Annotated in this window: 36 protein-coding genes and 1 pseudogene; 23 read left to right on the plus strand and 14 right to left on the minus strand. The window is 41.3% G+C overall.

The features are described 5' to 3' along the window. Positions 1-127: 127 nt before the first annotated feature. The 13 genes from A37S_RS0103100 (at position 128) to A37S_RS0103165 (ending at position 9,180) form a co-directional block, all read left to right on the plus strand. A complete protein-coding gene (locus A37S_RS0103100) occupies positions 128-1,963 on the plus strand; it encodes a serine hydrolase domain-containing protein (RefSeq protein ID WP_028295725.1) in 1,836 nt (611 codons plus the stop codon). Positions 1,964-2,015: 52 nt separating this feature from the next. Continuing rightward, positions 2,016-3,128 (plus strand): helix-turn-helix domain-containing protein, encoded by a 1,113-nt coding sequence (locus A37S_RS0103105; protein WP_169719425.1) that lies wholly within the window; start codon positions 2,016-2,018, stop codon positions 3,126-3,128. A gap of 78 nt (positions 3,129-3,206) precedes the next feature. Further along, a complete protein-coding gene (locus A37S_RS0103110) occupies positions 3,207-3,896 on the plus strand; it encodes a hypothetical protein (RefSeq protein WP_157278367.1) in 690 nt (229 codons plus the stop codon). Positions 3,897-4,254: 358 nt separating this feature from the next. Beyond that, entirely contained in the window at positions 4,255-5,025 is a 771-nt protein-coding gene (locus A37S_RS23425) for a DNA cytosine methyltransferase (RefSeq protein ID WP_051292682.1), read from the plus strand. A gap of 130 nt (positions 5,026-5,155) precedes the next feature. Further along, positions 5,156-5,269: an HpaII family restriction endonuclease gene (locus A37S_RS28255; RefSeq protein ID WP_425414392.1), complete on the plus strand. Its 114-nt coding sequence runs from the start codon at positions 5,156-5,158 to the stop codon at positions 5,267-5,269. 6 nt (positions 5,270-5,275) lie between these two features. Further along, on the plus strand, positions 5,276-5,434 hold the full coding sequence (locus tag A37S_RS26985) for an HpaII family restriction endonuclease (protein WP_157278370.1): 159 nt from the start codon (positions 5,276-5,278) through the stop codon (positions 5,432-5,434). Positions 5,435-5,493: 59 nt separating this feature from the next. Further along, positions 5,494-5,916 carry a VOC family protein gene (locus A37S_RS0103125; protein ID WP_028295728.1) on the plus strand — a complete coding sequence of 141 codons (423 nt, stop codon included), beginning with the start codon at positions 5,494-5,496 and terminating at the stop codon, positions 5,914-5,916. 6 nt (positions 5,917-5,922) lie between these two features. Continuing rightward, positions 5,923-6,297, plus strand: coding sequence for a YdeI/OmpD-associated family protein (locus A37S_RS0103130; protein ID WP_028295729.1), 375 nt, complete (start codon positions 5,923-5,925; stop codon positions 6,295-6,297). A gap of 349 nt (positions 6,298-6,646) precedes the next feature. After that, a complete protein-coding gene (locus tag A37S_RS0103140; RefSeq protein ID WP_028295730.1) occupies positions 6,647-7,111 on the plus strand; it encodes a GNAT family N-acetyltransferase in 465 nt (154 codons plus the stop codon). A 271-nt stretch (positions 7,112-7,382) separates the two neighbouring features. Continuing rightward, entirely contained in the window at positions 7,383-7,703 is a 321-nt protein-coding gene (locus A37S_RS0103150; RefSeq protein WP_028295731.1) for an ArsR/SmtB family transcription factor, read from the plus strand. Position 7,704: 1 nt separating this feature from the next. Further along, positions 7,705-8,178, plus strand: a complete 474-nt coding sequence (locus A37S_RS0103155) for an SRPBCC family protein (protein WP_028295732.1) — start codon at positions 7,705-7,707, stop codon at positions 8,176-8,178. Beyond that, complete coding sequence (locus tag A37S_RS0103160) at positions 8,175-8,588, plus strand: DoxX family protein (protein WP_051292684.1); 414 nt, start codon at positions 8,175-8,177, stop codon at positions 8,586-8,588. Before A37S_RS0103155 ends, A37S_RS0103160 begins: the two co-directional genes overlap by 4 nt. A gap of 10 nt (positions 8,589-8,598) precedes the next feature. Then, positions 8,599-9,180 (plus strand): YdeI/OmpD-associated family protein, encoded by a 582-nt coding sequence (locus A37S_RS0103165; protein WP_036601036.1) that lies wholly within the window; start codon positions 8,599-8,601, stop codon positions 9,178-9,180. Positions 9,181-9,367: 187 nt separating this feature from the next. Here A37S_RS0103165 and map read toward each other — a convergent pair whose 3' ends face one another. Beyond that, complete coding sequence (gene map, locus A37S_RS0103170) at positions 9,368-10,171, minus strand: type I methionyl aminopeptidase (RefSeq protein ID WP_211229709.1); 804 nt, start codon at positions 10,169-10,171, stop codon at positions 9,368-9,370. A 12-nt stretch (positions 10,172-10,183) separates the two neighbouring features. Then, a complete protein-coding gene (nhaA, locus tag A37S_RS0103175) occupies positions 10,184-11,509 on the minus strand; it encodes a Na+/H+ antiporter NhaA (RefSeq protein WP_028295736.1) in 1,326 nt (441 codons plus the stop codon). A gap of 160 nt (positions 11,510-11,669) precedes the next feature. Between nhaA and A37S_RS0103180 the strand changes: the two genes are divergently transcribed. From A37S_RS0103180 to A37S_RS0103200, 5 genes are all read left to right on the plus strand, one after another. Further along, the gene (locus A37S_RS0103180) at positions 11,670-12,509 is read left to right on the plus strand and encodes a helix-turn-helix domain-containing protein (protein WP_028295737.1); all 840 of its coding nucleotides are present in this window, start codon (positions 11,670-11,672) and stop codon (positions 12,507-12,509) included. A gap of 175 nt (positions 12,510-12,684) precedes the next feature. Further along, entirely contained in the window at positions 12,685-13,152 is a 468-nt protein-coding gene (locus A37S_RS0103185) for a hypothetical protein (RefSeq protein WP_028295738.1), read from the plus strand. Between the two features lie 47 nt (positions 13,153-13,199). Further along, positions 13,200-13,427, plus strand: coding sequence for a dihydrofolate reductase family protein (locus tag A37S_RS27395; RefSeq protein ID WP_169719426.1), 228 nt, complete (start codon positions 13,200-13,202; stop codon positions 13,425-13,427). Positions 13,428-13,480: 53 nt separating this feature from the next. Continuing rightward, on the plus strand, positions 13,481-13,699 hold the full coding sequence (locus A37S_RS0103190) for a DUF4287 domain-containing protein (RefSeq protein WP_028295739.1): 219 nt from the start codon (positions 13,481-13,483) through the stop codon (positions 13,697-13,699). A 327-nt stretch (positions 13,700-14,026) separates the two neighbouring features. Beyond that, on the plus strand, positions 14,027-14,500 hold the full coding sequence (locus A37S_RS0103200; RefSeq protein ID WP_028295740.1) for a DUF6265 family protein: 474 nt from the start codon (positions 14,027-14,029) through the stop codon (positions 14,498-14,500). Positions 14,501-14,605: 105 nt separating this feature from the next. Here the strand turns inward: A37S_RS0103200 and A37S_RS0103205 are convergent, their stop codons facing one another. Next, positions 14,606-14,974, minus strand: coding sequence for a winged helix-turn-helix transcriptional regulator (locus tag A37S_RS0103205; protein ID WP_028295741.1), 369 nt, complete (start codon positions 14,972-14,974; stop codon positions 14,606-14,608). Between the two features lie 92 nt (positions 14,975-15,066). On the opposite strand from A37S_RS0103205, the gene A37S_RS0103210 reads away from it, so the two are divergent. After that, positions 15,067-15,672: an FMN-dependent NADH-azoreductase gene (locus tag A37S_RS0103210; protein WP_028295742.1), complete on the plus strand. Its 606-nt coding sequence runs from the start codon at positions 15,067-15,069 to the stop codon at positions 15,670-15,672. Positions 15,673-15,779: 107 nt separating this feature from the next. On the opposite strand, the gene A37S_RS23435 is transcribed toward A37S_RS0103210, so the two are convergent. Both A37S_RS23435 and A37S_RS0103220 read right to left on the minus strand, forming a co-directional pair. Next, positions 15,780-15,980 (minus strand): SRPBCC family protein, encoded by a 201-nt coding sequence (locus tag A37S_RS23435; protein WP_051292685.1) that lies wholly within the window; start codon positions 15,978-15,980, stop codon positions 15,780-15,782. A gap of 82 nt (positions 15,981-16,062) precedes the next feature. Next, entirely contained in the window at positions 16,063-16,986 is a 924-nt protein-coding gene (locus A37S_RS0103220) for a Dyp-type peroxidase (RefSeq protein ID WP_028295743.1), read from the minus strand. Positions 16,987-17,272: 286 nt separating this feature from the next. On the opposite strand from A37S_RS0103220, the gene A37S_RS0103225 reads away from it, so the two are divergent. The 4 genes from A37S_RS0103225 to A37S_RS26530 all read left to right on the plus strand — a co-directional run bounded on the left by A37S_RS0103225 (position 17,273) and on the right by A37S_RS26530 (position 19,292). Further along, entirely contained in the window at positions 17,273-17,593 is a 321-nt protein-coding gene (locus A37S_RS0103225) for an ArsR/SmtB family transcription factor (protein ID WP_028295744.1), read from the plus strand. Further along, positions 17,590-18,555 carry an SRPBCC domain-containing protein gene (locus A37S_RS27925; RefSeq protein ID WP_028295745.1) on the plus strand — a complete coding sequence of 322 codons (966 nt, stop codon included), beginning with the start codon at positions 17,590-17,592 and terminating at the stop codon, positions 18,553-18,555. Before A37S_RS0103225 ends, A37S_RS27925 begins: the two co-directional genes overlap by 4 nt. Before the next feature lies 1 nt (position 18,556). Beyond that, positions 18,557-19,060, plus strand: coding sequence for an SRPBCC family protein (locus tag A37S_RS0103235; RefSeq protein ID WP_028295746.1), 504 nt, complete (start codon positions 18,557-18,559; stop codon positions 19,058-19,060). 70 nt (positions 19,061-19,130) lie between these two features. After that, entirely contained in the window at positions 19,131-19,292 is a 162-nt protein-coding gene (locus A37S_RS26530) for a VOC family protein (protein WP_211229710.1), read from the plus strand. Here A37S_RS26530 and A37S_RS28120 read toward each other — a convergent pair. The 9 genes and pseudogenes from A37S_RS28120 to A37S_RS28260 all read right to left on the minus strand — a co-directional run. Further along, positions 19,279-19,410 (minus strand): hypothetical protein, encoded by a 132-nt coding sequence (locus A37S_RS28120; protein WP_281169852.1) that lies wholly within the window; start codon positions 19,408-19,410, stop codon positions 19,279-19,281. The two genes, A37S_RS26530 and A37S_RS28120, sit on opposite strands and share 14 nt — an antisense overlap. Positions 19,411-19,432: 22 nt before the next feature. Next, positions 19,433-20,458 (minus strand): Atu2307/SP_0267 family LLM class monooxygenase, encoded by a 1,026-nt coding sequence (locus A37S_RS0103250; protein ID WP_028295747.1) that lies wholly within the window; start codon positions 20,456-20,458, stop codon positions 19,433-19,435. A gap of 108 nt (positions 20,459-20,566) precedes the next feature. Continuing rightward, a complete protein-coding gene (locus tag A37S_RS0103255; RefSeq protein WP_028295748.1) occupies positions 20,567-21,481 on the minus strand; it encodes a pirin family protein in 915 nt (304 codons plus the stop codon). A 93-nt stretch (positions 21,482-21,574) separates the two neighbouring features. Beyond that, positions 21,575-21,811, minus strand: coding sequence for a nuclear transport factor 2 family protein (locus A37S_RS23440; RefSeq protein ID WP_245586295.1), 237 nt, complete (start codon positions 21,809-21,811; stop codon positions 21,575-21,577). A gap of 179 nt (positions 21,812-21,990) precedes the next feature. Beyond that, positions 21,991-22,407, minus strand: a complete 417-nt coding sequence (locus A37S_RS0103265) for an OsmC family protein (protein WP_028295749.1) — start codon at positions 22,405-22,407, stop codon at positions 21,991-21,993. A gap of 15 nt (positions 22,408-22,422) precedes the next feature. Beyond that, a complete protein-coding gene (locus tag A37S_RS0103270; RefSeq protein ID WP_028295750.1) occupies positions 22,423-22,722 on the minus strand; it encodes a GNAT family N-acetyltransferase in 300 nt (99 codons plus the stop codon). A gap of 376 nt (positions 22,723-23,098) precedes the next feature. Then, positions 23,099-23,635, minus strand: a complete 537-nt coding sequence (locus A37S_RS0103280) for a Crp/Fnr family transcriptional regulator (RefSeq protein ID WP_245586296.1) — start codon at positions 23,633-23,635, stop codon at positions 23,099-23,101. Between the two features lie 794 nt (positions 23,636-24,429). After that, the gene (locus A37S_RS27695) at positions 24,430-24,648 is read right to left on the minus strand and encodes a DeoR family transcriptional regulator (protein ID WP_051292686.1); all 219 of its coding nucleotides are present in this window, start codon (positions 24,646-24,648) and stop codon (positions 24,430-24,432) included. A gap of 24 nt (positions 24,649-24,672) precedes the next feature. Further along, a pseudogene (locus A37S_RS28260) lies at positions 24,673-24,852 on the minus strand (ATP-binding protein); the annotation flags it as partial. Positions 24,853-25,003 lie beyond the last annotated feature (151 nt).

A 25,003-nucleotide genomic window follows, 5' to 3' on the forward strand; every position in this document is an offset into this window, starting at 1 on the left:
TTAGTTCGGTTGGATAACAAGGAACTAAAATAAAAAGGGACGTATGTACTTTGACAAAAAAACAACGACAATGAACAAACGTATAACATCAATTTTAACCCTATTTTTCATGGTATTATTATGCAACATGGTCAAAGCTCAAGTGCAGCATGATGATTCTCTAACACCTGCAATCGACCAATTGCTCAAAAAAATCGACACAGTTCTGCAAAAAGAACGCATGCCTGGATTGATGATTTCCATCGTAAACAAGGACAGCATCTTGTTTTCGGGTGGATTGGGATATGCCGATCTGGAACAAAAAAAACCTGTTGACGGCACAACCCAATTTCATTTAGCATCCGTCACAAAATTTTTCGTGGCCATGGGCATCCAAAAATTAATAGCAGAAGGTAAATTAAACCTCAATGACCGATTGCAGGCAATTGCACCCGAAATTCCATATACCAACAAATGGGAGTCTACGCATCCTATAAGGCTCGTACATATCTTGGAACACACGGCAGGCTTCGAAGATATCTCGTTGAATAAGATGGTCAATATGACAGGAAAGCCCTTAACCGGAATTGAAGCGGTACAAGCCATAGAAAACTCGCTTAATTCCCGCTGGAAACCCGGCAAGATGATGTCATACTCCAATCCCGGATATAATGTTTTAGGACACATTATAGAGCAAGTTTCCGGCATCCCTTGGGATGCGTATATCCAACAGACGCTGTTTAAACCCTTAGCGATGAATAGCACCCTATTTGATCTAAGTGGCGAAAGTCGGCAAACCTATGCTAAAGGGTATGATTTTAGGAATGGAAGCTATACATTATTACCGCTTTATATGCCAAGTAGCAACGGAGCCTCAAGCGCGCTGGTATCAAATGCATCTGATATGGCTAAATTTATGCATTACCTCCTAAATGCTGACAAAAACAGCAACGTTGATTTACTTAATGGAAATGATATTTTAGAGATGGAAAAAGTCCACAGCACATTAGCTAGCCAGAACGGATTACAGACGGGATATGCACTGGGCAACGATCTGTTTCCAAACAACAAAAAAGTAACATTTAGAGGCCATAATGGCAAAGGTGAGGGCTTTGGCTCCTGGATATTTTTTAACAGGGAGGCTGGTTTGGCATATGCCATTTCCACCAATTGCAATACAAACCTATGGCCAGTATCCCAAGTTATTGAAGGTTTTCTAACGAAAAATAGGGAAGCGCCCAAAATGCGCACTGTAAAAATAGATAAGTCGAAAATAGAACCCATGCTGGGATATTACCAATTCATGAATCCCAAGAATGAGCGATGGGAGTTTCACAGGAGAATATTCGGGGGGATTAAACTTTTGTCCATTGACGAGGACAAGCTTATTGTCGATAGAGGAAACGGACAAATAGATTCCTTAATGCATATGGAAAATGGCATATTTAGATTGAAAGGAGATATAATTCCTTCATGTGTTATTGGGCATGACAATGAGGGGCACCCCTTCTTTCAGGGTTATGGCAATAGTTTTTACAGTAAAACAATTTATCTACCAATTCTATTACAAAAGATCCCTATTTACCTCGGGTTGATTGCTGCCCTACTGTCTATCATCTACGCGATTTTCGGGATACCCTTAGCCTTATTTAAAAAAATAAAAATAGCAGACCTTTGCTTAGTACTTTTACCCTCCCTAGGCATTGTCTGTTTTCTGGCTTCCTATCGCCTATTGGGGGTGACTGATGCGGTCCACAAGGAACTGTTTACTTCCGTAAATGCCACAAGTATCTCCATTTTCGCAGGCATGCTTTTTTTCGGAGTGAGCGTTATAATCGCAGCGTATTTATTGTATAGACGCTGGCCGCAAATAAATAAAAAATGGGTCAAGTTTCCGTTGGTTTTTAACATCCTATTTTTGCTTTATCTGGTCGTGATACTGTCTATACATGGATGGATTGGGGTGCCTATCTGGAGCATGTAAATTAGGAGTTTTGAGCAAATACAGTAAATTTGGAAACAGCGCAAATTATCTGATGTCCGACATAAATATATTAGCTATTTTTTATGCATTTTCTGGAGGAGCGTTATGGCTGCTTGGATCGCTATCTTTCCTCGGTGTCAATCGGGTAAATGCCAGAGCCGACAAATGGCTTGGGGTATTCTATTGTATCCTTGCCTGCACGTTTACCCAACTTTTTCTGGAAGGATTTGGGATTGGAGGAAGTTTCCTTATCCATCTACTTGAACTGCCAAGATGGGCTATGCTCCCATGCCTATATATGGCGGTAAACTATTACGTATCGCCTTCTTTACCCAAAAAGGATTGGCTTCTCCATTTCGTGCCTTTCCTGCTTTTCCTTCTATTTTCCCTGGTCTACTTAATGCCAAATCTCTTTCATAAGGAAAACCATCTACCCGAATTACCTCCGTGGATAGGGTTTATCGTCCGGTATTTTTTCTTTGGCCAGATGGTTTATTATTGGATCGCTTGTTTCGCTCTGCTCCGTCGTCACCAAAAGAACTTAAAAATGGTGGCTTCGTTTACAGAAAAAATAGATCTGGAATGGCTAAGATATCTATTGATTTCCGTGTTATTCTTGATTTTCATCCGTATACTAAGTATATCCAACATTCACGTAACTTATTATTCCCCTATCCTCTACTTTTTGGGGATAATCCTTTTGGCCTATTCAACGCTAACTCAAAAATCAATTTATGCTATCGAAACTTATCAGCCAGCGGAAAACGACGAAATAGCACCCAAAAAGACACTCAATGAACGCCTTAGCACTGAACAGGTCGACGAACTCAAATATACGGTGCTGCGGAAAACAGTCGACGAAAAACTGTATCTCGACCCAAGCCTCACACTTTCGGTACTTTCAGATAAGATAGGTATCAGCACACATGAACTATCCTACGTCCTTAATAATGGATTGGGTAAGAACTTTTATCAGTTTATCAATGAGTTGCGTACCGAGGAAGCAAAATTACTGCTATTATCGGAAGACACCAAGCATTTAGATATGTTCGGTGTGGCTATCAGGGCGGGCTTCAACTCCAAAACCACATTTTATACCACCTTTAAAAAGGCAACTAAGCTCACTCCTAAAGAATATATTAAGGCAAATTCAGAGGCTACTTGACCTCAATTTTGTGCATTTGCATCCATTCGAACTTCTTCTAATTTCTGGAGTTTATCATTGCATCAAAAAAAGATAGTTATGAAAACAATGAACTCATTCAAGTCTGCAATCGCCACCGAAATCGGGATGGCCATCGGCAGCATCTTATTGGTAAACACGCTTCTTTCAACGAACTGTTTTGCAGAAGCACCCGCTCATGCAGGTATTATTACACGAGGAGATAGCCAGCAATCCGAAACAGTACCTCTGGAAAAGTTCACAGGATATTACCAGCTTCCCGATAAAGCATCTTTTATTCAATTTGAGCTAAAAGACAACATCCTTTTGGCCCAATGGGACAACAAAGAATATCCGCTTATTCAGATCAGTGAAACAAACTTCGAATCAAAAGAAGAAGGTTACAAAGTCGAATTCCTGAAAGACAGTTCCGGACAGTTTGCCTACGCTAAGATACTGGGAAGAATCACAACGGTAAAAGTAGGATTTGATCCCAAAACAATCCAACAGCTATCGCTAGCACAACTTAAACGACTTGAAGGAACATATATCTTCAAGGATGACAATAGCTTTAAGATCAATATCCAGTCTTCGGCAAACGGATTGACATTAAAACAGCTATGGGACAATAAAGAGATAACCTTTACGCCCAGATCGGAAACTTTTTTCCTGAACGAGGATGGTACTTTCCCGCTGACATTCTTATTGAGCGATGGAGAAGCCGTGCAGGTCACCTGTTTTGAGGACGATGTATGGCTAAGAGCAAAATAGGCCGTTAGGATACCAATGCTCAAGGCAAAGAGATCATCGCCATGACATATAATGTGGTAACAAAATGCCTCATTTTTAGATTGCCAGAAATAGATTAATTGCCCATAAAGCTCCGAAAACACAAACATAAATTCAATACCCATCTTTGGGTATTTTTTATTTTTGTACACCATGTATACCACCACTCTTTCTGAAACCATAAACAGAGCTTTTTCTACACAACGAGCCTGTTATAAACATTCTGTAACCATTAGCATTTCTATTTTTATCCTGCCATAAAAGGGCTGAAAACTAAATTAATTAGTATGGTTTGCGCAAATTTGCTCATATTTGCAAAAATTGATCTTACTGGCCAAGGATGGAAACAGCACGTATGGAACTAAAATATTCGGATATTAGAAAGCATTTGCACGTAGAGAAACTCAATGGCACGGCAGAAGATGTCGCCTCCCTAACGCACTATTTGCAAAACAGTTTTCACAAAGAGGCGGAGACTTACTACCAGAGGGCAAGTGATTTCTATAATGAGTTGCAACTAAAGGTGCCAGAGCTGGAGCAGATCTCTTTGCAACAACTACTCCCACTGCGGTGGGATGTACCGTTTCCCAGACCAAACGATTATCGTTTTACCTTCATAGACCTATTTGCTGGGATTGGAGGATTTAGGCTTGCGTTTCAAAACCTGGGAGGCAAATGTGTTTTTACCAGCGAGTGGGACGAACAGGCCAAACGTACCTATGATGCCAATTTTGGCGAAGTGCCTTTCGGAGACATTACCAAGGAATCTACCAAAAGCTTCATTCCTCATCAGTTTGATGTGCTGTGTGCTGGCTTTCCTTGCCAAGCTTTTTCCATAGCGGGCAAGCGGGGCGGTTTTGAGGACACACGGGGCACGCTGTTCTTCGATGTAGCAGAAATCATCAGGAGGCATAGGCCACGTGCTTTCTTTCTTGAAAACGTAAAAGGCCTGCGCAACCACGATAAGGGAAAGACACTGGCCACTATACTGAACGTCTTACGCAACGAACTGGGTTATTACGTTCCGGAACCGCAAATCATCAATGCAAAAAACTTTGGCGTGCCGCAAAACAGGGAACGCATATTTATCGTGGGGTTTTCACAAGGATGAGGGGATAGAGCACTTTGACTATCCCGAGCCGACTGGCAGGCCTATAAACAGTTTGGAAACTCGGTGGCCGTACCAGCCATACAGGCAACGGCAGAGAAAGTACTTGAAAAAATAGGACTTGTTGAGCCTTTTGCTTGAATATAGCGGCCTTATCAATCCTGCTAGCACAAAATTCGGCTATGGAACAGCATATGAATTGAATGGCAAATCATATATTAAGCTCAATGTTCAAATATGCTGCTAGTATAATATGTCATTATCAGGAAATAAAGGCGAATGGAGCGAGTTATATACCTTGTTCAAGCTATTGGCCGATGGCAAGCTCTTTGCCGGGGATGCCGATCCGCCCGCTGTCTTTGCATTCTTTCAATTGCATGAAGATGCTAAAAATAAATTTTTGTGCCCCTGACATAGGGCTGTCACTTTACCATCTTACTTTCGTTATATCAGTAACTAAAAACAAGTAAGATGGAAAGGAAACATGTTTTAAGAGGCTTGGCAACGGTTAACTTTTATGCAACTGACCACGCAGGAGCAAAAAAATGGTATAGCGAATTTTTGGGCATTGAACCCTACTTCAATGTGCCGGGTTATACCGAGTTTCGTATTGGCGACTATCAACACGAATTAGGAATAATTGATAGCAGTTATGCTCCAGAGGGTTATTCTACAAAACCCTCTGGAGCTATCGCATATTGGCACGTTGACGATTTAAAAGGGACACTTGACAAGCTTATTCTGATGGGAGCAACAGAATATCAACCTATCACGGACCATAGTCAGGGAAAAGGGACTTTTGTAACGGCATCTGTAATTGACCCTTTTGGCAATATACTTGGCATCATGACTAATGTCCATTACCTCGAAATTTTAAACCAAAAGAAAGCATAACGTATTATGGAAACGAAAGATGGAAAACAAGCTGTCTATGCCATATCGAGAGCGGAGTGGCGAAAATGGTTAGAACAAAACAGCCAAACGGAAAGATCCGTTTGGTTAATTCTGTACCACAAAAAAAGCAAGGTACAAAGTGTCAATCTCAACGATGCTACGGAAGAAGCGCTTTGTTTTGGATGGATAGACAGCTTGTGTAAAAAAAGAGACGCCGAAAGTTTCTACTTAACCTTTACGCCTCGCAATCCAAAGAAAAGCAAATGGAGCAAACCCAACATAGCCCGAGCAGAAAGAATGATAGAGCATGGTCTAATGACCCAACAAGGGCAACTTCTTATAGACATCGCAAAAGAGGCAGGACGGTGGGAAACCTTATGACGAAAAAAGAAGCGCAATGATCTACAAAACATCTGAGACTGAAAGGTTAGTCATACAACCCATTACAAAAAATGATTCAGAATTCATTTTTCAACTTTTTAATACACCTAATTGGCTCAACTTTATAGGCAATAGAAACATTAAATCAGTTGAAGATGCTGAACAATATATTGAAAGTAAGATGATTCCGCAACTTAAGAGATTGGGATATTCAAATTATACGCTGATAAGGAAAGAGGGAAGGAAAAACTTGGATTAAAATTTGTCGGAACAATAATGCTCCCAAATGGGAATGAAGAGCTACTTCAGTATAGAATTAATAAATAAAAACTGCGTGCCACAAGACCTTATGCCTATAATCCACCAAATACACCTCTCGGAATCGCATAAGTCGCAATTGCTTGACCTATGGAACGATGAATATCCGGAAAGGCTTGCCTATACAAACATCGAAGAATTAAACCACTACATACATGGACTGGCAAACTGCGAGCACTATTTAATTATAGAGAATAATCTTGTCAGAGCTTGGGCATTCAAGTTCACGAGAGACGGCGAGAGGTGGTTTGCCATCATTCTCTCGAGCTCGCTGCATGGCAAGGGCCTTGGTTCTCGTCTCCTAAGCAAGCTAAAGGAAGATGAATCCGAGCTCAACGGCTGGGTGATAGATCATGACCATGACTTCAAAAGAAATGGTGAACCCTACCCCTCGCCCATTGAATTCTATACCAAGAACGATTTCAAGACCCTGCCCTCCCAGCGACTGGAATCGAAAAACTTGTCCGCCGTGAGAATAAAATGGACATTGTCATAATTGAAATCACCCAAATTCGGGCTAATTGGGCAATAAGCCGGAACAAAGTGCCTCTGACAACAACTGAACTTTACGCGATATTTCAATAGCGGTTTTTCTATCAACTTTCAGAAAAAATCACTGTCGGTCAATCATTCAAACGACAGCTAAATAAAAAAAACAATAAAAATTTGCGTAGCTAAATGACTACAAATATATTTGTAGTCATTTGGCTACATGACAAAACGACGCATCATGGTGTGAAGGCCTATAAAAAACAACAATATAAAGAATGAATTTAAGACGAGATGTTTTTCAAGCTATTGCCGACCCGACAAGACGGGCAATATTGCTATTGGTTGCTTCGCAATCCATGACGGCAGGTGCCATTGCCTCAAACTTTGACACGGCAAGACCGACCGTTTCAAAGCACCTGCAAATTCTCACCGAGTGCGAATTGCTCAAACAAGAGCAAAACGGCAGGGAAATTCACTATCATATCAATGCCAAGAAAATGAAAGAAGTAGCCGACTTTGTTGAACCTTTCCGACAAATGTGGGACGACCGGTTCAACAAACTGGAAGCTGTAATGAAAAAGTATCAAAAGAAATAAAATGGAACAAAAAACAAAAGTCAATGCCGAAGAGGGCAAACAGGAAATCATCATCACAAGGGAATTTGATCTGCCTCTGGAATTGCTTTTTAAGGCTTATGAAGAACCCGAACTGTTTGAACAATGGATGGGAACGAAAGTGCTGAAAATGGAAAACAAGAAACACGGTTCCTATTCGTTTGAAACATCTCATGACGGAAAAGTAGTTTTTCGGGCAAACGGAACAATACACGAATTTGTACCGAACCAAAAGATTACACGAACTTTTGAAATGGAAAACATGCCCTTCCCTGTTCAGCTTGAATACTTGGAATTTGAAAAACTAACGGACGAAACAAGTAAACTGACTATGCACATCTTGTTTAAATCCGTTGCTTTCAGAAACCAACTGATGCAAATGCCTTTTGCCCAGGGCATCCATATGGCACACAACCGTCTGCAAGAAATCGTCAGCAAAAAAAATAACGAGATATGACGAAGCAAACCGAGCTAGCAAGCTCAACAAAATTAAAGACAGTCATCTATTGGATTGCAACTGTTTGGCTGGCATTGGGAATGACATCGACAGGCATCGTCCAACTTATGAAAATGAAAGAAGAAGTCGACAAGACTTCCTTGGATTTGGGCTACCCAGCCTATTTTCTAACCATCATTGGTATTTGGAAATTATTGGGCGTGATAGCGGTGCTTGTTCCCAAATTTCCTTTGCTCAAAGAGTGGGCCTATGCGGGATTTTTCTTTGTTATGTCGGGGGCGATTCTTTCGCATTTGGCAGTTGGCGATAGCGCAGTCGAGTTGTTTGGACCGACATTGCTTTTGATCTTGACAATTGTGTCTTGGTATGTTAGGCCTGCCGACAGAAAAATCACTTCCGACAAAAATTAAATCGACAATTATGAACGAACAAGCAGAACGCTTTTTTGAGAAAGCCAAGCAATGGAAAGAAGAATTTCATGTGCTGCGCAAAATCGTCCGTGAGAACAAATCGCTTGAAGAAGACTATAAATGGATGCACCCTTGCTATACTTTTCAGGGGCAAAACATTGTACTTATACACGGTTTTAAGGAATATTGTGCTTTGTTGTTCCACAAAGGTGCTTTGCTGAAAGACCCAAAGAAAATTTTGGTGCAACAAACAAAAAATGTGCAGTCGGCAAGGCAAATCCGTTTTTCCAACATGGACGAAATTCTTAAAAACAGATCAATCGTCAAGGCGTATATCAAAGAGGCAATTCAAAATGAGAAAGCGGGCTTGAAAGTTGAAATGAAAACAACAACTGAATTTGAAATGCCGCAAGAATTTCAAAGCGCATTAACGGAAATGCCCGACTTAAAAACTGCTTTTTACAGACTAACACCCGGCAGGCAACGAGGATACCTGCTCTATTTCTCCTCTGCCAAGCAAGCCAAAACCAGGATGGACCGGATTGAAAAATACATTCCAAAAATTCTTGAAAACAAAGGTTTGAACGACTAAAGGAACAAAGCCCGTGCTGAGGGCTTTGCAGAAACTCCCTGACACCTAGAGTAAGCGTCTTGAGGAACAATTATCTGAAGTTATTTTGTAATCTTCCCTAAAAAGAGCTAGGATTATTCACGCAGTTTTATAATTCACATGCGCAGATCCCTTTTTTCGATCTTAATAATTAAAGATGAAAAAACAGTTAACGATCGTAATAAGATGTATTCAGGTTAGTGTTTTTTGATTCCGACTGCTCAATAATGGCATAATCGGAAAGGATCATTGCCTTTCCTTTTTTCACGCATACGTCATGCTCAAAATGTACGGAGGGTTTCCTATCCCGTGTGCGCACCGTCCATCCATCGCTTTCAAAAAGCACACCGGCAGTGCCCAGGTTGATCATCGGTTCGATGGCCAGTACCATATTTTCCTCAAGTTTCTTTCCTCGTCCCCTGAACCCATAGTTGGGAACATCCGGCTTTTCGTGCATTTGTTTTCCGAGGCCATGACCTACCAGTTCCCTGACCACACCGTAACCATAACTTTCGCTATGGCGCTGGATGGCATACCCGATATCGCCGACGCGATTGCCTGCAACTGCTTTCTCTATGCCAAGGTAAAGCGATTCCTTTGTCACTTTCACCAACTGTATATGTTCTTTCGGCGCCTCCCCGATGATGAACGTATAGGCGTGATCTCCGTGGTAGCCGTTCTTGTAAACGCCCACGTCCAGCGAAACGATATCACCGTCACGTATGGCCGTATTGTTTGGAAGGCCGTGCACCACCACATCGTTTACAGATGCACAGATATTGTACGGAAAGCCGTTGTAATTTAAAAAGGAAGGCACGCCTCCATTGTCCCTGATCACCTCCGCCGCCAGCTTGTCAACCTGCAGGGTCGTCATGCCCGGCTTTAGCACCTTGGCTATTTCCGACAGGGTTTTGCTGACCAACAACGCACTTTCCCTGATCAAGGATATTTCCTGTTCCGTTTTACCATTCATTATATTAATCTATTAATCTTTCTTTTTTTTATTCAATACGATATATCCCAGCGTTCCCCCGATTAAGGATGCCGTAAAAATCCCGATCTTGGCCTGCGCCATATATTCCGTGCTATCGAATGCCAATGAGGTAACAAACAGCGACATCGTAAACCCGATAGAGGCCAACAGTCCCAGCCCGAATAAGTTCCTCCTATTGAAGCCATTCGGAAATGGGGCTACTTTTAGCTTTATGAGCAGTAAGGTAAAACCTACAACCCCCACTACCTTGCCGACCAAAAGTCCCAGTGCCACTCCAAGGGCGACATTGGTGCTGAACAGTTGCTCCAGATCAACGGCGAGGGAAACACCAGCATTTGCCAAGGCAAAAATCGGGATGACCGCAAAGGTTACGAAAGGGTGCATGGCATGCTCCAAGCGCTGCAAAGGTGGAATTGCCTGATAGGTATCCGCTTTCACTTCTTCCAAAATGTGCAGCTGCTCTGCTGTCAGGGTCGGAATCCTGTCGTTCGGGTCAATGGCCTTGAACTTGTTCAAGTAATGCTGTATCTTTTGTATGTAGGTATTCTCTTTTATCTCCACATCGGCCGGAATGGTAAATGCGGCAAGCACCGATGCGATGGTGGCATGAACACCCGATAGTAAAAAGGCTGTCCACACACCTACGATACCCAAGACGGCATAGAACAAAATGTTCCTTACGCCCATCTTGTTTCCGATAAGCATGATCGCCACAAAACCCAGACCGATCAGAAGACTTGATATCGAAATATCGGACGTATAGAAAAATGCGATGACACAAACAGCCCCCAGATCATCCACAATGGCCAGGGCCGTTAAGAATACTTTCAGCGATAAGGGCACTTTATTTCCCAAAAGATACAACACGCCTAGTGCAAAGGCGATATCCGTTGCCATGGGGATACCCCAACCACCGTGAACCTCTCCCGAAGGGTTTAATGACAAGTAGATCAATGCCGGAACCAACATGCCGCCCAATGCGGCACCGATGGGCAATAAGGCTTTCCGTGGACTGGAAAGCTCGCCGCCCACGATTTCTCTTTTTAGCTCAAGCCCGACCACGAAAAAGAAAATCGCCATCAATCCGTCATTGATCCAGTGAAGTATGCTGTATTCCAAAAAGGAGTTTCCGTCAAACTGAAATCCCAGTTTGTGCTCAAGGAATCTAAAATATTGCTCGGACCAGGGAGAATTGGCCAGGAACAAAGCGATGATAACGCTTAGTCCCAACACGATACCGCCTGCTTTTTCCTGTTGTATAAACCTTTGAAGCGGATAGATTACCCTGTCGATAGGATATTGTTTCTGTTCAGTCATTCCTTATGCCGTTATTTATTAAAACACACACCTTGTATCGGCTAAATTATTAATAGCTTCCTTTTTATGTCAGGGCAAAAATAGCTTAGGTCACCCTGAGTTTATAGTAATTTTTAGACATTCTTTACCTGATTTATTTTTATTGAGTATCTTTACATATATGCCGATCAGTTTTCTAAAAAAAATAAAACTCCTCGAGGGTAGCAGTAGCGACCACACGAGGATTGCGCCTTCCGTTTATAGCAAGGATCATGTAGAGGGGTTTTATGTATTCCCCTGCAAAGGCATGCGTTCCAAGCAGCTCCTGTTCAATGATGGTTTTCCGGTGATGATCTTCATGCCCGAAAGGCATAACCGTATCAAGGTCACCGTCGAGGGACAGGTTACCGTTATGGAATCTGTCTGGCTGTGCGGGGGCATATTAAAAAACATATATATCGACCCCTTGGATGAGGTTGAACACCTGCTTATTGCCCGTTTCAAACCGGCATCTTTTTATAAGATCTTTAACCTTTCCCCTTTGCATTTTAAGACACGTCCTATCTGCAACCTGAGTGAGGTATTGGATGATAGACATGCCTCATTTGTGGACAGCGTATACGCCAACCTATCGGTGAAAGAAAAAGTTTCTTTTGTTGAGTCTCATATAAACAGCATCTGTCGTGATTATGATTATCCCTTGTTGCTGAACGATGCCCTGGAATTCATTAACCTAAAAAAGGGTACGGTATCGGTTCAGGATATACTCAAACGGTTTGGAGAAAAAATGAATTATAAATGGCTGGAAAGAAATTTTCTGAACCATATCGGTATGTCGCCCAAAAAGTACATCCTGCTTCAGCGATTTTTGAACGCATATGCCGATCTCACGGACAATCGATCCCACGATTTAATGGAGATTGCCCTTAGACATGGTTATTACGACCAGAACCACCTCTTAAAGGATTTTAAACAGTACGTCGGTACATCACCCTCTATCCATCTAGGCGCATTTCGGTAAACCGCTAATCGGTCCTACCTATCCTTGCCTACTCCACTTCGCCATTGATCTGATTACTTGTCATAGGACAAGTAGCTTTTCTGTTCTATTTTTTTAATTTTACAATAACTCTGGTTAGCGATAACAATGGGCTGCAAAGCATTGCATCGTATGGTAGGATAAACAACGATAAACTATGACACCTTTATTCAAAAAGCTGAACTTTAAACAGCAAAAGGAAATCTGCATTTTAAACCCGCCGGCAGAATTTGAAACGGAGTTGAATGCAGTGAAAGATTATGCAGCGATCAAGACAAACATCGATGAAACCAATGAGCTTGAATTTGTCCTGGCATTTGTAAAGACCCAAACAGATATTGACACCCTTACACCACTTATTGACAAGAAGTTAAAAGGCGACGGAATAGTCTGGTATGCTTACCCCAAAGGAACTTCTAAAAAGTACAAAGCAGCAATAAACAGGGATAACGGTTGGGACATCCTGGGAAAGGCGGATTTTGAACCCGTAAGACAAGTTGCCATTGACGAAGATTGGAGTGCATTGCGCTTTAGAAAGGTTGAATTTATAAAGGTAATGACTCGTAGAACGGATTTCGCCATGACACAACAAGGACAGCTAAAGACGAAAAGTGCCAAACCTTAGTGACCGTTATGAAGTTAAACGCTAAGCCGATCTAAAAAACAGAAAGAGTGAGAAAACTAATCATGTGGAACATCATAACCCTTGACGGTTACTTTGAAGGAAACCAATATTGGGACTTATCTTTTCACAATGTGATCTGGAGGCTAGAGCTAGCCCCGGTTATTTTGGGAAGTGGACGACCACTTTTCAGAAAGGGTATTGCTTCAGAAAATTTATCGCTTGTTTCCGCACAGCAGCTTTCGACAAGCGGTGTTGTTTTAAAATATACACAATAGACTATCTTGACACATTTACCACAAAATCAATTCAAGCAATAAAAAAAACCGTTATGTCCTTTCAAGCATATATAGACAATATCAAAAAGAAGACCGGCAAAAGCCCCGAAGACTTTAAAAAGCTGGCAGAAGAAAAGGGATTATTGCAAAATGGAACAATTCCCAAAACGGTAAAAGCAACCCAAATCACGAATTGGCTCAAAAAAGAGTTTGAGCTCGGACACGGGCACGCCATGGCCATCTATGCCACATTGAAAGGGAAAACCGAATAATCAAACTGTAACCCGCAATTCCAGAAACGGACAGCATACTGCTTTTTGGATTTTTTAGGGCAAACATGACTTATAGTGCTTCAGGAAAATTTCAAGGCAGATAAGGTTTGAAAGTAGTAATATTTGAATATATGATACCCAATACGATAGCGATCGAACAAATCATCTACATCAAAGCCCCCATTGCGACAGTTTATAAAATGCATAGTTCAGAAGAAGGCTTAAGTCAATTTTAAACAGAAAAGAATGAATGGGTTTCTTTGCATTGTTCATAGACATTGAAGGAAACAAATTAGGGATACATTCCGCACATTAAGCACACCAGCAATGAGAACAGGACTACTTTTTATGCTTATTGGATTGATTATTTTTTGTTGTTGGACTACGCAACAGACAAGCAGAATCAAAAAGGCGGAATGGCTTATCGGAACTTGGGAAAACAAGACATCAAGGGGAAGTGTCTACGAAACCTGGACTAAAACAGGCGATAACGAATTTTCGGGGAAAAGTTATATCCTGAAAGACAAAGACTCCGTGATTTTTGAAACTATACGCTTGGTTCAGCAGCAGGGCGGATTATTCTATATCCCCACCGTTAAAAACCAGAATGACGGTCTGCCCGTCCGTTTTGCTTTGCAGGCCATTTCAGACTCGGTATTAGTGTTTGAAAACGCGCAACACGACTTTCCGCAGATCATTTCCTATACTAGAATCAGTGCAGACTCTTTGGTTGCCGAAATCTCGGGAACGAAAAATGGGGAGGAACGCAAGCAAACATTCCCAATGAAACGGGTAAAATAATAGGGCAATCGCACGATAGATCAGTTTCGAGAAATATCAGCAGCAAAAAATAATCTCGTTATTGATAAATAGTAAGTGATCACCCTGTCCCTAAACAATCTAAAATCAGTTGGTGGAGGTGATTCTTTTTTTATGATTTATGCCCCATTTACCCAATATCGAAACCAATTCTTTCAAGGTTTCCGTATAATCGGTAGGAACATATTCCACAATTACAGGAACACAGTCGGCATGAACCACTCTTTTCACCAGTTCATTCATTTCTAAAGACTTTAATTCATTTGACAAAACCCTTGCTGAAATTCCCTTAACCGTCCGTTGAATTTCATTAAAACGGGTATAACCACTCACCAGGGCAATAATAATCCGTAATTTCCATTTACCTCCCAATACATAAAGCGCATCTTCAACAGCTGCCAGGTTTTTGGCACACTCCATTTCGGTATACATCTTCTTTTGGGTATTTTCTTTCATATGCTAACCTAAATATTACTACTAACCTTTTATATACTACTAACAAAAGGTTAGTAAAAGTAAGTAAATTTGTTCAATAAAAATAATTGAGAATGAAACAGGTATTGCACATCATTTCGAGCCCAAAAAATGAAAATTCCGCCAGTAGAGCTATTGGAAATACAGTCATTGAAAAACTGAAGGAAAAATATCCGGAAATCAATGTAAAGCGATACGACCTTACAAAAAACAATGTTCCACATTTGAGTGAATCCCATATCAATGCATTCTTTACCCCTGCTGAGAACCGCACGGAGACGCAGCAACTCGAAATGGCTATTTCAGACACTGCCCTTACGGACTTATCAGAAACAGATATTCTGGTTGTTGAAGCCCCTATGTATAACTGGAATATTCCTTCTACCCTGAAAGCATATTTTGACCAAATTGCCCGAGCTGGGCTTACATTTCGTTATACGGGAAGCGGATTTTTACCACAAGGACTACTAAAAAATAAAAAAGCCTATATTGTTACTTCCTCCGGCGGGATATATTCCGAAGGAGAACTGAAACCCTATGATTTTACGACGAACTATGTTCGATTTTTTTTAGAACTTATAGGGATTGATGTTCTTAATGTATTCCGGGCAGAGGGACAGGCAATCGTTGGACGGGAAAAGGCAATCCAAAACGGCATTGAAAGCGTTATTATAGAATGAACAAAAAGATGATGACAAATAATATAGCTGAATGGAACAAATTCAGCCATCTTTTCAAAGGGCAGTAAATACCTGCAAAAACCATTCTTTTGCAAGAGGGATCAGTTTCAAAAACAGCTTTTTTCGTTGAAAAATTGTTCACCTCTTTCTTCTCCATTCCAAAACTCGAACTTGAACCCAATTTCGGCTTTAAATTCCGCAAGGTCAAAATACCATTGCTTTATCATTTCTTTTTCGGTGAGGGCTTGCCAAACTAACTGTCTATTAGCATTAAAAATGCGTTCCACGAATACGTTTTTTCCTTCCATGTTTTATTCAAGATATTTTTCAGATCGTCCAATTTTTGTTCTTATCCTTCTTTAACATTGAATACCTAATGGCAGTTTCAAGCTACCCTGCAAATTCATCCAGCATGTCAAAAGTCGGCACAAAAAACAAAGTTCCCGTTTTGGGAGTGCTGAAATCCAATATTCTATCATAATTGCCTTCTGGAGAACCTATGAACATATTCGTCAGCATCTTCTTTACCGTGTTGAATGAACTTGCATAAGCGATAAAATAGGTTCCCATCTCATTGTTTGATATATTTCCAAAAGGCATATTATCACGTACGATTTTGAGATCATCGCCCACATTGGCCAGTGCCGAATGTGCATTGGAAGGTTTCACGTCATCGGGCATTTCAATATCATCGACTTTTGATCGGCCGATCACTTTTTCCTGTTCGCTTATCGGCAAAGATTTCCAAGCCGTCAGATCATGAACATATTTTTGGACAAAAAGATAGCTTCCACCTTTGTAATAAGGGTCTTCGTCGCCGATGATTCCAAAATATTGCCGATCGCCGCCGTGTGGATTCTCCGTACCATCTACAAATCCCAAAATGCTTCGGCTGTCCCAATACCTGAATCCGTGGACCTCCTCCACACTTTCGGCAATATCCGCTATAGCTTCTGAGACGACCGATGCGGCATCGATGCAAAAACTATATTCATCGGCGCGGATATGAAAATGTAAATCCCCTGGAGTAGCCACGGCCGTATGCCTGGATCCGACGATAGGCGCAAATTCTTCAAATTCCTTTGGAAGTGGCTTCGGTAAGTCCAACAAATGCCACGCGCGGTAACCAATTCCCATTACCACGCTGGCCCTTGAATTGGGGAAGCGTACGTTGGCGGAATTGTTAAGGTTGGCGATCAGTGCGCAAAGATGCTTGAACCTGTCTTTAATGGCAATGCTTTCACGGAAGTCCCATACCATAAAAATGGTATTATTGTTTGGATAGTCTAAGACGTTCTGTGAATTGACACTCATGTTGCAGCTGAATTTAACTGTTATTTTGGGATCAATATACCATTTACGGTGGTATTTGTAAAATCATCTACCAGTTTGTCCTTATGTCCCGATCAAAATACCAAAAGGCAACTTTTAGTTTATTTATCGGTTTCTGCGGCATTGTCGGACTATTGCCTAACGAAAGCAAAACCTTTAATATCCTGATTTTCTGACAGAAAAGATTTTTTATAACAAAAAAATTGCGAAACCGAAAAGTTGCACATATATTTGCAACTGATCGGTTTCATTAAAATAATTCAGACAGATGAGAAGAGACATATTTCAAGCCATTGCAGATCCGACAAGGCGGGCTATTATCGCCTTAATTGCATTACAGGCCATGACACCGAACGCCATTGCCGAACATTTTGATACCACCCGACAAGCCGTTTCCAAACACCTACGCATTTTGACCGAGTGCGAACTGATAAAACAGGAACACAAAGGCAGGGAAATCTATTACCAACTCGAAATAGACAAAATGAAAGAAATAGACAAATGGCTGGAGCAGTTCCGAAAAATTTGGGAAACAAGATTTAACCAATTGGACAACCTATTGGCAACGATTAAAAAACAGAAAAAATGAGCAGTAATCTATTATTCGATTTTTCCGTAAATAAGGAAAACAACAGCATTCACGTAAAGCGTGAATTTAATGCCAACCTTGCTTTGGTTTGGGAAGCATGGACAAACCCGGTAATTCTCGACCAATGGTGGGCACCGAAGCCCTATAAAACTAAAACAAAGTCAATGGATTTTCGTGAGGGTGGAACGTGGCTTTATTCAATGATTAGTCCGAAAGACGAAATACACTGGTGCAAAGCGGAATACAAAAAAATAGAACATCAAAAAAGTTATTCATACATTGATAATTTTTGTGATGAGAACGGAAATGTGAGCGAAAAATTCCCCAATTCATTTTGGAGAAATGTTTTTGGAGAAAACGCAGAAATAACAAGTGTAAGCATTACCATTCAATACGAAAGTTTGGAAGCACTTGAAAAAGTAATTGAAGTCGGTTTTAAAGAAGGCTTTACCATGGCTATGCAAAATCTCGACCAATACATTGAGGCAAAATTCAAACTTCGCAAGCAAAACAAAACCAGCAACAAAGCAAGGGTTTGCACCTACTTGAATTTCGATGGTAAGACCGAGGAAGCATTTTTGTTTTACCAAAAAGTTTTCAAAACAGCTTTTTCAGGAAAAGGGATTGAGCGTTTTGGCGAAATTCCTGCAAGTGCGGGACACCCACCTGTTGCAGAAGAAATTAAGAATATGGTGTTGCATGTTGAGTTGCCAATAACGGGAAATCACATTTTAATGGGAACAGACGCACCAAAGGAAATGGGCTTTACATTGACGAAAGGGAACAATATGCACATCTGCATTGAGCCCGAAACACGAGAAGAAGCAGACCGACTGTTTAACGAACTTTCTGCGGAAGGCCATATTACAATGCCTATGGCAGATATGTTTTTCGGCGCTTACTTCGGTGAATTTTCCGATAAATACGGAATTAATTGGATGATAAATTTTCAAAACAAATAAAATGAACAGTAATTTATTATTTGACTTCATCGTCAACAAAGAAAACAAAACCATTCACATCACACGTGAATTTGCCGCCAACCTTGAATTGGTTTGGCAGGCATGGACAACTCCCGAACTGCTCGACCAATGGTGGGGACCGCAACCGTGGAGAGCCGAAACCAAGGCAATGGATTTTCGGGAAGGTGGGTATTGGCTGTATGCAATGGTAAGTCCCGAAGGCGAAAAACATTGGAGTAAGACCACCTTTCTTGCTATCAAGAAAGAAAAATCATTTGCCTCGAAAGGTGGATTTAGTGATGAAAACGGCACGATAAATCCTGCGCTTCCTCAAAATTTGTGGGAGAACAGCTTTATTCCCAAAGGCAATAAAGTGCAGGTCGAGATGCTGCTGACTTACGATACGCTTGACGACCTCGAAAAAGAGATAGCCATGGGCTTTAAAGAAGGTATGACCATCGATTTCCGGCAGTTGGACGAATTATTATTGATCTTTAAAAAGTAAAAAACTTGCCTTATGGCAAGCTTCAACGAACGGCGTGTTTTTAAATTAGCAGAAGAGAAAACGATTGACCATGAAAGATAACAAACTGTTGCAAATGAACAACGTGGGCATCGTGGTAGAATCTCTCGATGCTGTCATTGCTTTTTTCACGGAGTTGGGAATGAAACTCGAAGGGCGAGCCACTATATTGCACCCCGACATTATAACTCAAAAAAACATTAATTCTCCATGAAAAGGTAGTAATAATAGTCATCATCGTAACGCATCAGCTTGAAGTTTTGTACCCAAGCAAATTGCCTTAATAAAAGCATACCCGCCAGTACAATACGCATTAGTTTCTTTGTGGCCATATACGACTTTGCCAAAATGGGATTAACTGTATGCTTTATTAATCCTCGGAATAACCTCCGTGCCAATGAGTTCTATGGAACGTAACAGCTGTTCATGGCTTAGCCCGGCGTTGTCCATCTGAAAGGTAAAGCGGTCAACACCACCCAATGCCTCGCTATGCCTTAATAGTTTTGCTGCCACCTGTGCTGGCCCGCCCACAACCAGCACACCTTTAGGAGCTATCATCGCGTCAAATCCGGTTCTTGTTACCGGAGGCCACCCACGTTCCTTGCCCGCCTTGGTCCAAAGTTCGGCATAGCCTGGATAATAGTCAGCAATAGCTTCCTCATTGGTCGCAGCTACATAGCCTGGTGAATGCAAGCCCACTTTTAACTGTTCTGGCGAAAAGCCTGCCCGGCGCCCAGCCTCACGATATAGATCAATCAAAGGTCGAAAACGTGCCGTTTCTCCGCCGATGATTGCAACCATGAGTGGCAGCCCCAGCGTCCCCGCCCTGACGAATGATGCTGGTGTCCCCCCAACACCAAGCCAAACAGGAAGTTTCTCCTGACTTGATCTGGGATAGACCGGTTGATTTTCCAACGCTGGCCTAAATTTTCCAGACCAGGTAATGAATTCCTGTTCACGGATTTTTAACAAGAGCTCCAGCTTCTCTTTGAACAGCGCATCATAATCATTCAGGTCATACCCGAACAACGGATAGGCTTCTATTGCAGATCCTCTGCCGACAACCAGTTCTGCCCGTCCCTTGGAGATCAGGTCCAGGGTGGCAAAGCTCTGGTAGACCCGTACCGGATCTGAGGTGCTCAGCACGGTAACGGCACTGGTGAGGCGTATGTTCTTCGTCTTTGCTGCGGCCGCTGCAAGGATTACCGCAGGAGCGGAGTCCAGAAATTCCTTCTTATGATGCTCGCCGATACCATAAATGGCAAGTCCTGCCTCGTCGGCTTGGACGATCCTTTCCAATAACTGTTCCATGGCATCGACACTGCTAAGTGTCTGGCTGCCATACATAGCGGATGCGAAACTATCTATTCCTATTTCCATTTTTTCTTGTTTTTAATACTGAATACCTCTTTTGGCAACTGGACACCGCTTTCTGCCATAATCTAGTGCAATGGCTATACGATATAATTTCCTGAAATTGCCGATTGCCTAAGAAAGGGCATTAGGGGGAGGACCACCTGCGGGTCTGCTCTTGTCTTCAGGCAGGGGTATATATTCTTCATTATCCATTGGTGGCAACACAATACGCCCCTGTTTCCAATCTTCTTTGGCTTGTTCAATCCGTTCTTTTCTACTGGAAACAAAATTCCACCAGATGTACCTTTCTCCCAGGTGCTCACCACCAAGCATCATCAATGTGGTTTGTTCCTTGGCAATAATCAATGGGTCAACTCCTTTGGTGAATACTATCAGGTTTCCTGCCGTGTAGGTAATGCCGTTCACTTCCACACTGCCGCTAACAATGTATGCCCCTCTTTCACTATGCCCATGAGGCAGGCCAAAACGAGCACCCTGATCCAGTACGACGTGCACATAGAACAAGGGGGAATGTGTACTGACATTGCTTTTTAAACCATAAGCCTCCCCTGCAATCAGACGCATCCAAACGCCTGTGTCCGTAAAAATGGGCAACTGTTCAGCCTTGTAGTTGATAAAGGAAGGGTTGCTTTCTTCATCCTTTTCAGGAAGTGCTACCCATGTCTGTATCATTTCCAGTTCTCCTCCAGCCAGCATCGCCGGGTCTTCAAAGCGCTCGCTATGCGCAATACCTTTCCCGGCGGTCATCCAGTTTACCTCGCCGGGCTTTATCACCTGCTCCACTCCGAGACTGTCCCTGTGGGTCACATTGCCACTGAACAGATAACTGACCGTGGATAGACCGATATGCGGATGCGGCAACACATCAAGGTTATTTACTGCCGTCACAGGGATATTTACAGGGCCGCCATGGTCCACAAAAATGAACGGCCCAACCATTCTACGAAGCCTGTAGGGAAGGATGCGTTTAACTGAAAAACCTGGGGCAATCTCGGCCTGTCTGGCTTCTATAACGATATCAAGCATAATAAGAAATGTATATAGTTAAACTTCAAACTTAGATAAATTGCTTTTATATCCAATTTAATTGCCTTGCATATAAAAGCAATTGTTGGCTGATCAATTCTTTTTGCCTTTCGCAATTACGAAAGCTTTGAGTTCAGCCATTTTTCCCTCACGAAATTCCCACACATCACAATAACTGTAATCGGTATATTTTCCTTTATCATCGAGCAAGCTGATTTCTCCAATAGCTGCAACAAAATCTCCGCCGGCAATCATTCTTTCAACATGAAACTTAGGCAGTTTCATATAGGTTGCTTTCATATACGCCCGAACGGCTTCTTTGCCGAGCAAGGTTTGATCTTCTACAAATGTCCATTTCGTATCGTCCGTACAGAACGATAAAATAATTCATAGTCTCCGTTTGCTATCGCTTCATTTGCCAATTCCAGTATGTGCCTGTTTTCCATTTTATGTTCTTATTAATCGTAATTAATAGCAAGATAATGTTTATACCTATAGGTTACGTACTTTTATTTTATCAACGCTGTTGAGATCCTGATATTTCCTTTTAGAATTTTCGATATAGGGCAATTTTCCGCAACCCTCAATAGCCTCTGTTGTACTTCCAGATCCAGCTGTTCCGGAAATGTTATCTTTCGTTCAATCTGTGCTATCGTTTCTTTGTTTTCTATTTTATGGTACATATTGGCCTCAACTTGTATTTCCAGGATCACTAGGCCTTTGTGTTCAATATACATCCGGAGTGTCGCTAATGTACAGGCTACCAAAGAAGACAGCAGTAATGTGTAAGGATCTGGTCCCAAATCTTTTCCGCCCAATTTTTCCGGCTCATCGGTAATCAATACACCGTTTCTCCAATAAATGGCCGTTTTGTATTTTTGCGCTCCTATAGTCCCCTTTACCGGGATTTCTGAAATATATTTCATTTACACTTTAACTATTTATACATTTTTTAGCCAGACATCCGCATATTCTTCGGGGTGACGTTTGAATTGTGCGAGCACATAGGGGCAAAGCGGAATGATTTGCAGATTATTCTCCCTTGCGTAGCTTACTAACCGGTTAAGCAATAATTTGGCAAACCCCTTTCCTTCGTACTCGGCATTTACCTCGGTGTGATACACCCTAAGTTTATCACCTGCAACGGAAATGTCCATTTTTCCCGCTTTTTTTTCGTCTGAAAACAGCTGGACTTCACCGTAAATGCTGCCGTCCTTAAAAATTACTTTTGTATTTTCCATATTCAATTCATTCGTTTATAGAGGCATCTTTTTTATACTTAACGTTCCAGATGGGCGTTTTGCAATATGTGGTTAAATCCCCGATATCTGCCCTTTGTCCTTTTGTCGAAAAACTGGTTTGCTTTTTCATTTTAATCGATCAAGAAATACATACTGTGAATTTTATTGTCCCATCCTCAAAGACAGCGATATCCACCCCATTGCAATAAGCGATACCACAGTTAGACCTAGCTATTGCAGGAGACTTTTCCATTATTCTTTGATTTAGAATTTGTCATTCAAAATTGCATCAAATGGAAAGGAAAAAACGTAGACAAATGACGAAAAAAAATACAGACAAATGTCTACGGAATATAAAACAAGCTAGAGATACAGCTTACTTACTAAGTGCTTTTTTACGCACCCGGCTTAGTGTGTCTTTTGTAATGCCTAGATAGGAAGCGATGATGTGTTGAGGAAAACGCTGGACAAAATAAGGATGGTCTTGAACGAAGCGCTGATAGCGCTTTTCAGCAGTAAAGCTTATCGAAGAAGTTATTCTTTTTTGTGTAGCAATGTTATTTCGTTCATCAAGTTTCAGTAACAGTTCATTAAAAGCAGGACATTGCTGACACAATTTTAATGTATCTTCCCTTGAAATGAGGAGTACTTCACAATCTTCCCAGGCATCTATATTGTACGCACTAGGCGTAGACATCACAAAACTCTCACGGTCACCTGCCCACCAATTTTCTATATATAAATCAACTGTGTGCTCAACCCCTTTTTCATCTATACAATATTTACGCATGGCACCTTTTACGATAAAAGCGAAGTATTTACATATTTCTCCCTCTGCTAATAGATATTGCTTTTTCCTTATGCGTTTCTGAATAAAATGACGCTGGATGACTTCAAAATCTTCTTCGGACATTAACGTTGAGGCATATTTGTTTATATAATTGAATAGTGAATCCATATGAACAAATTGGAATATTCAAAGTTAGTCTTTTTTGCTTGATTCTGCTCCCTTTGATAAAGAGAGACTGCTATACAATTTATTCTACGATGATCTTTTCATTACATACCAACTTTTTGGCACTCTTGATATCAACAAAATTAACCTCGTCGGGCTGTACTTGTTACCTATAGTTTTTTACAAAGATTAAACTACAGTCAAAGATCCTCCGTCAATTTGATAAATAGCACCTGAAATATAACTTGCCTCTGTCGTATCACCTTGATATGATAAAAAATGAAAAACCCCCTAAATGATTCATTTAGAGGGTTTTTGTAGGTTTTTGTTACCTATGTTGTCGGGGTGGCAGGATTCTCCACCACTCCCCTAAATCGTTGATTATATTATTGTTAGCAAGTAGACTATCAAGACAGGTAACCGAATAGGTCTCCTTTAATATACCCTACTTTGTAGGATTTTGAGTTCTCTTGACAGAACCTTTTCCAATCAGTCAATGTACTTTGTTGCCATAAAGATAAGAAAGTTCCCCGATAACAACAATCCTTTTTTCATAGAATTTAGTCGCCAAACCAATCCCGTAAATGCCCAAAGCGAGAACTGCCACGGGCAAAAGAGCGGTGGAGTTTCACAAGCCACTAATGAGCGAGGGGAAATCAAGTCGGTTACCAACTCTCTTCTACACTTTAGTTATACTTAAATGATGCAATCGTGATGCTATTATGATGCAATTGGTGCAATTATGGTGCAATTCACAAAAGTTCATAAAAAGCACCCGCTCCTTTGACCTCTGACGACTTAAATACAGCTTTTTCAACTAATTCTGTCAAATCTCTTGTCGCTGTTATTCTTGCGACCTCAAATAGTTCTTGATACTCCCTATTCGTAATTTTCCCTTTTTCTTTCACATAGTCAACGGCTTTTAGCTGTCGTTCGTTTAAGCCAAGTTTCGTTAACTGTTCTACTGTCAACTTATTTTTGAAAAGGGTTACCGAAAAACCGCCATCTTGCTCGATAAGTTCGGGTTCGGGGAGTTCAGCCTGTTTACAAGTGTCAATGATTTTTATCGTTCCGCTTCCCCAAGAATCAATCAGACCTCCTTTGAAACAAACATCTGCAATAATCGGATTGCGTGGATTTGACCGATGCGGTCTTTTTAATGTTTCTGAACTAATACCTGCTGGCTGTACGTCTTACGAATGTCTTTTACAAATGATTCCGTGCTCTTCTTCTTTGGTGTTCCCATAATTAAATCTAACGTTTTTGATGAAAACACTCCTTAAGTTTTTAAAATATCGTGTCCACTTTTTGCTGACGATTTACACA

Source organism: Olivibacter sitiensis DSM 17696, from assembly GCF_000427965.1.
Lineage (GTDB): Bacteria > Bacteroidota > Bacteroidia > Sphingobacteriales > Sphingobacteriaceae > Olivibacter > Olivibacter sitiensis.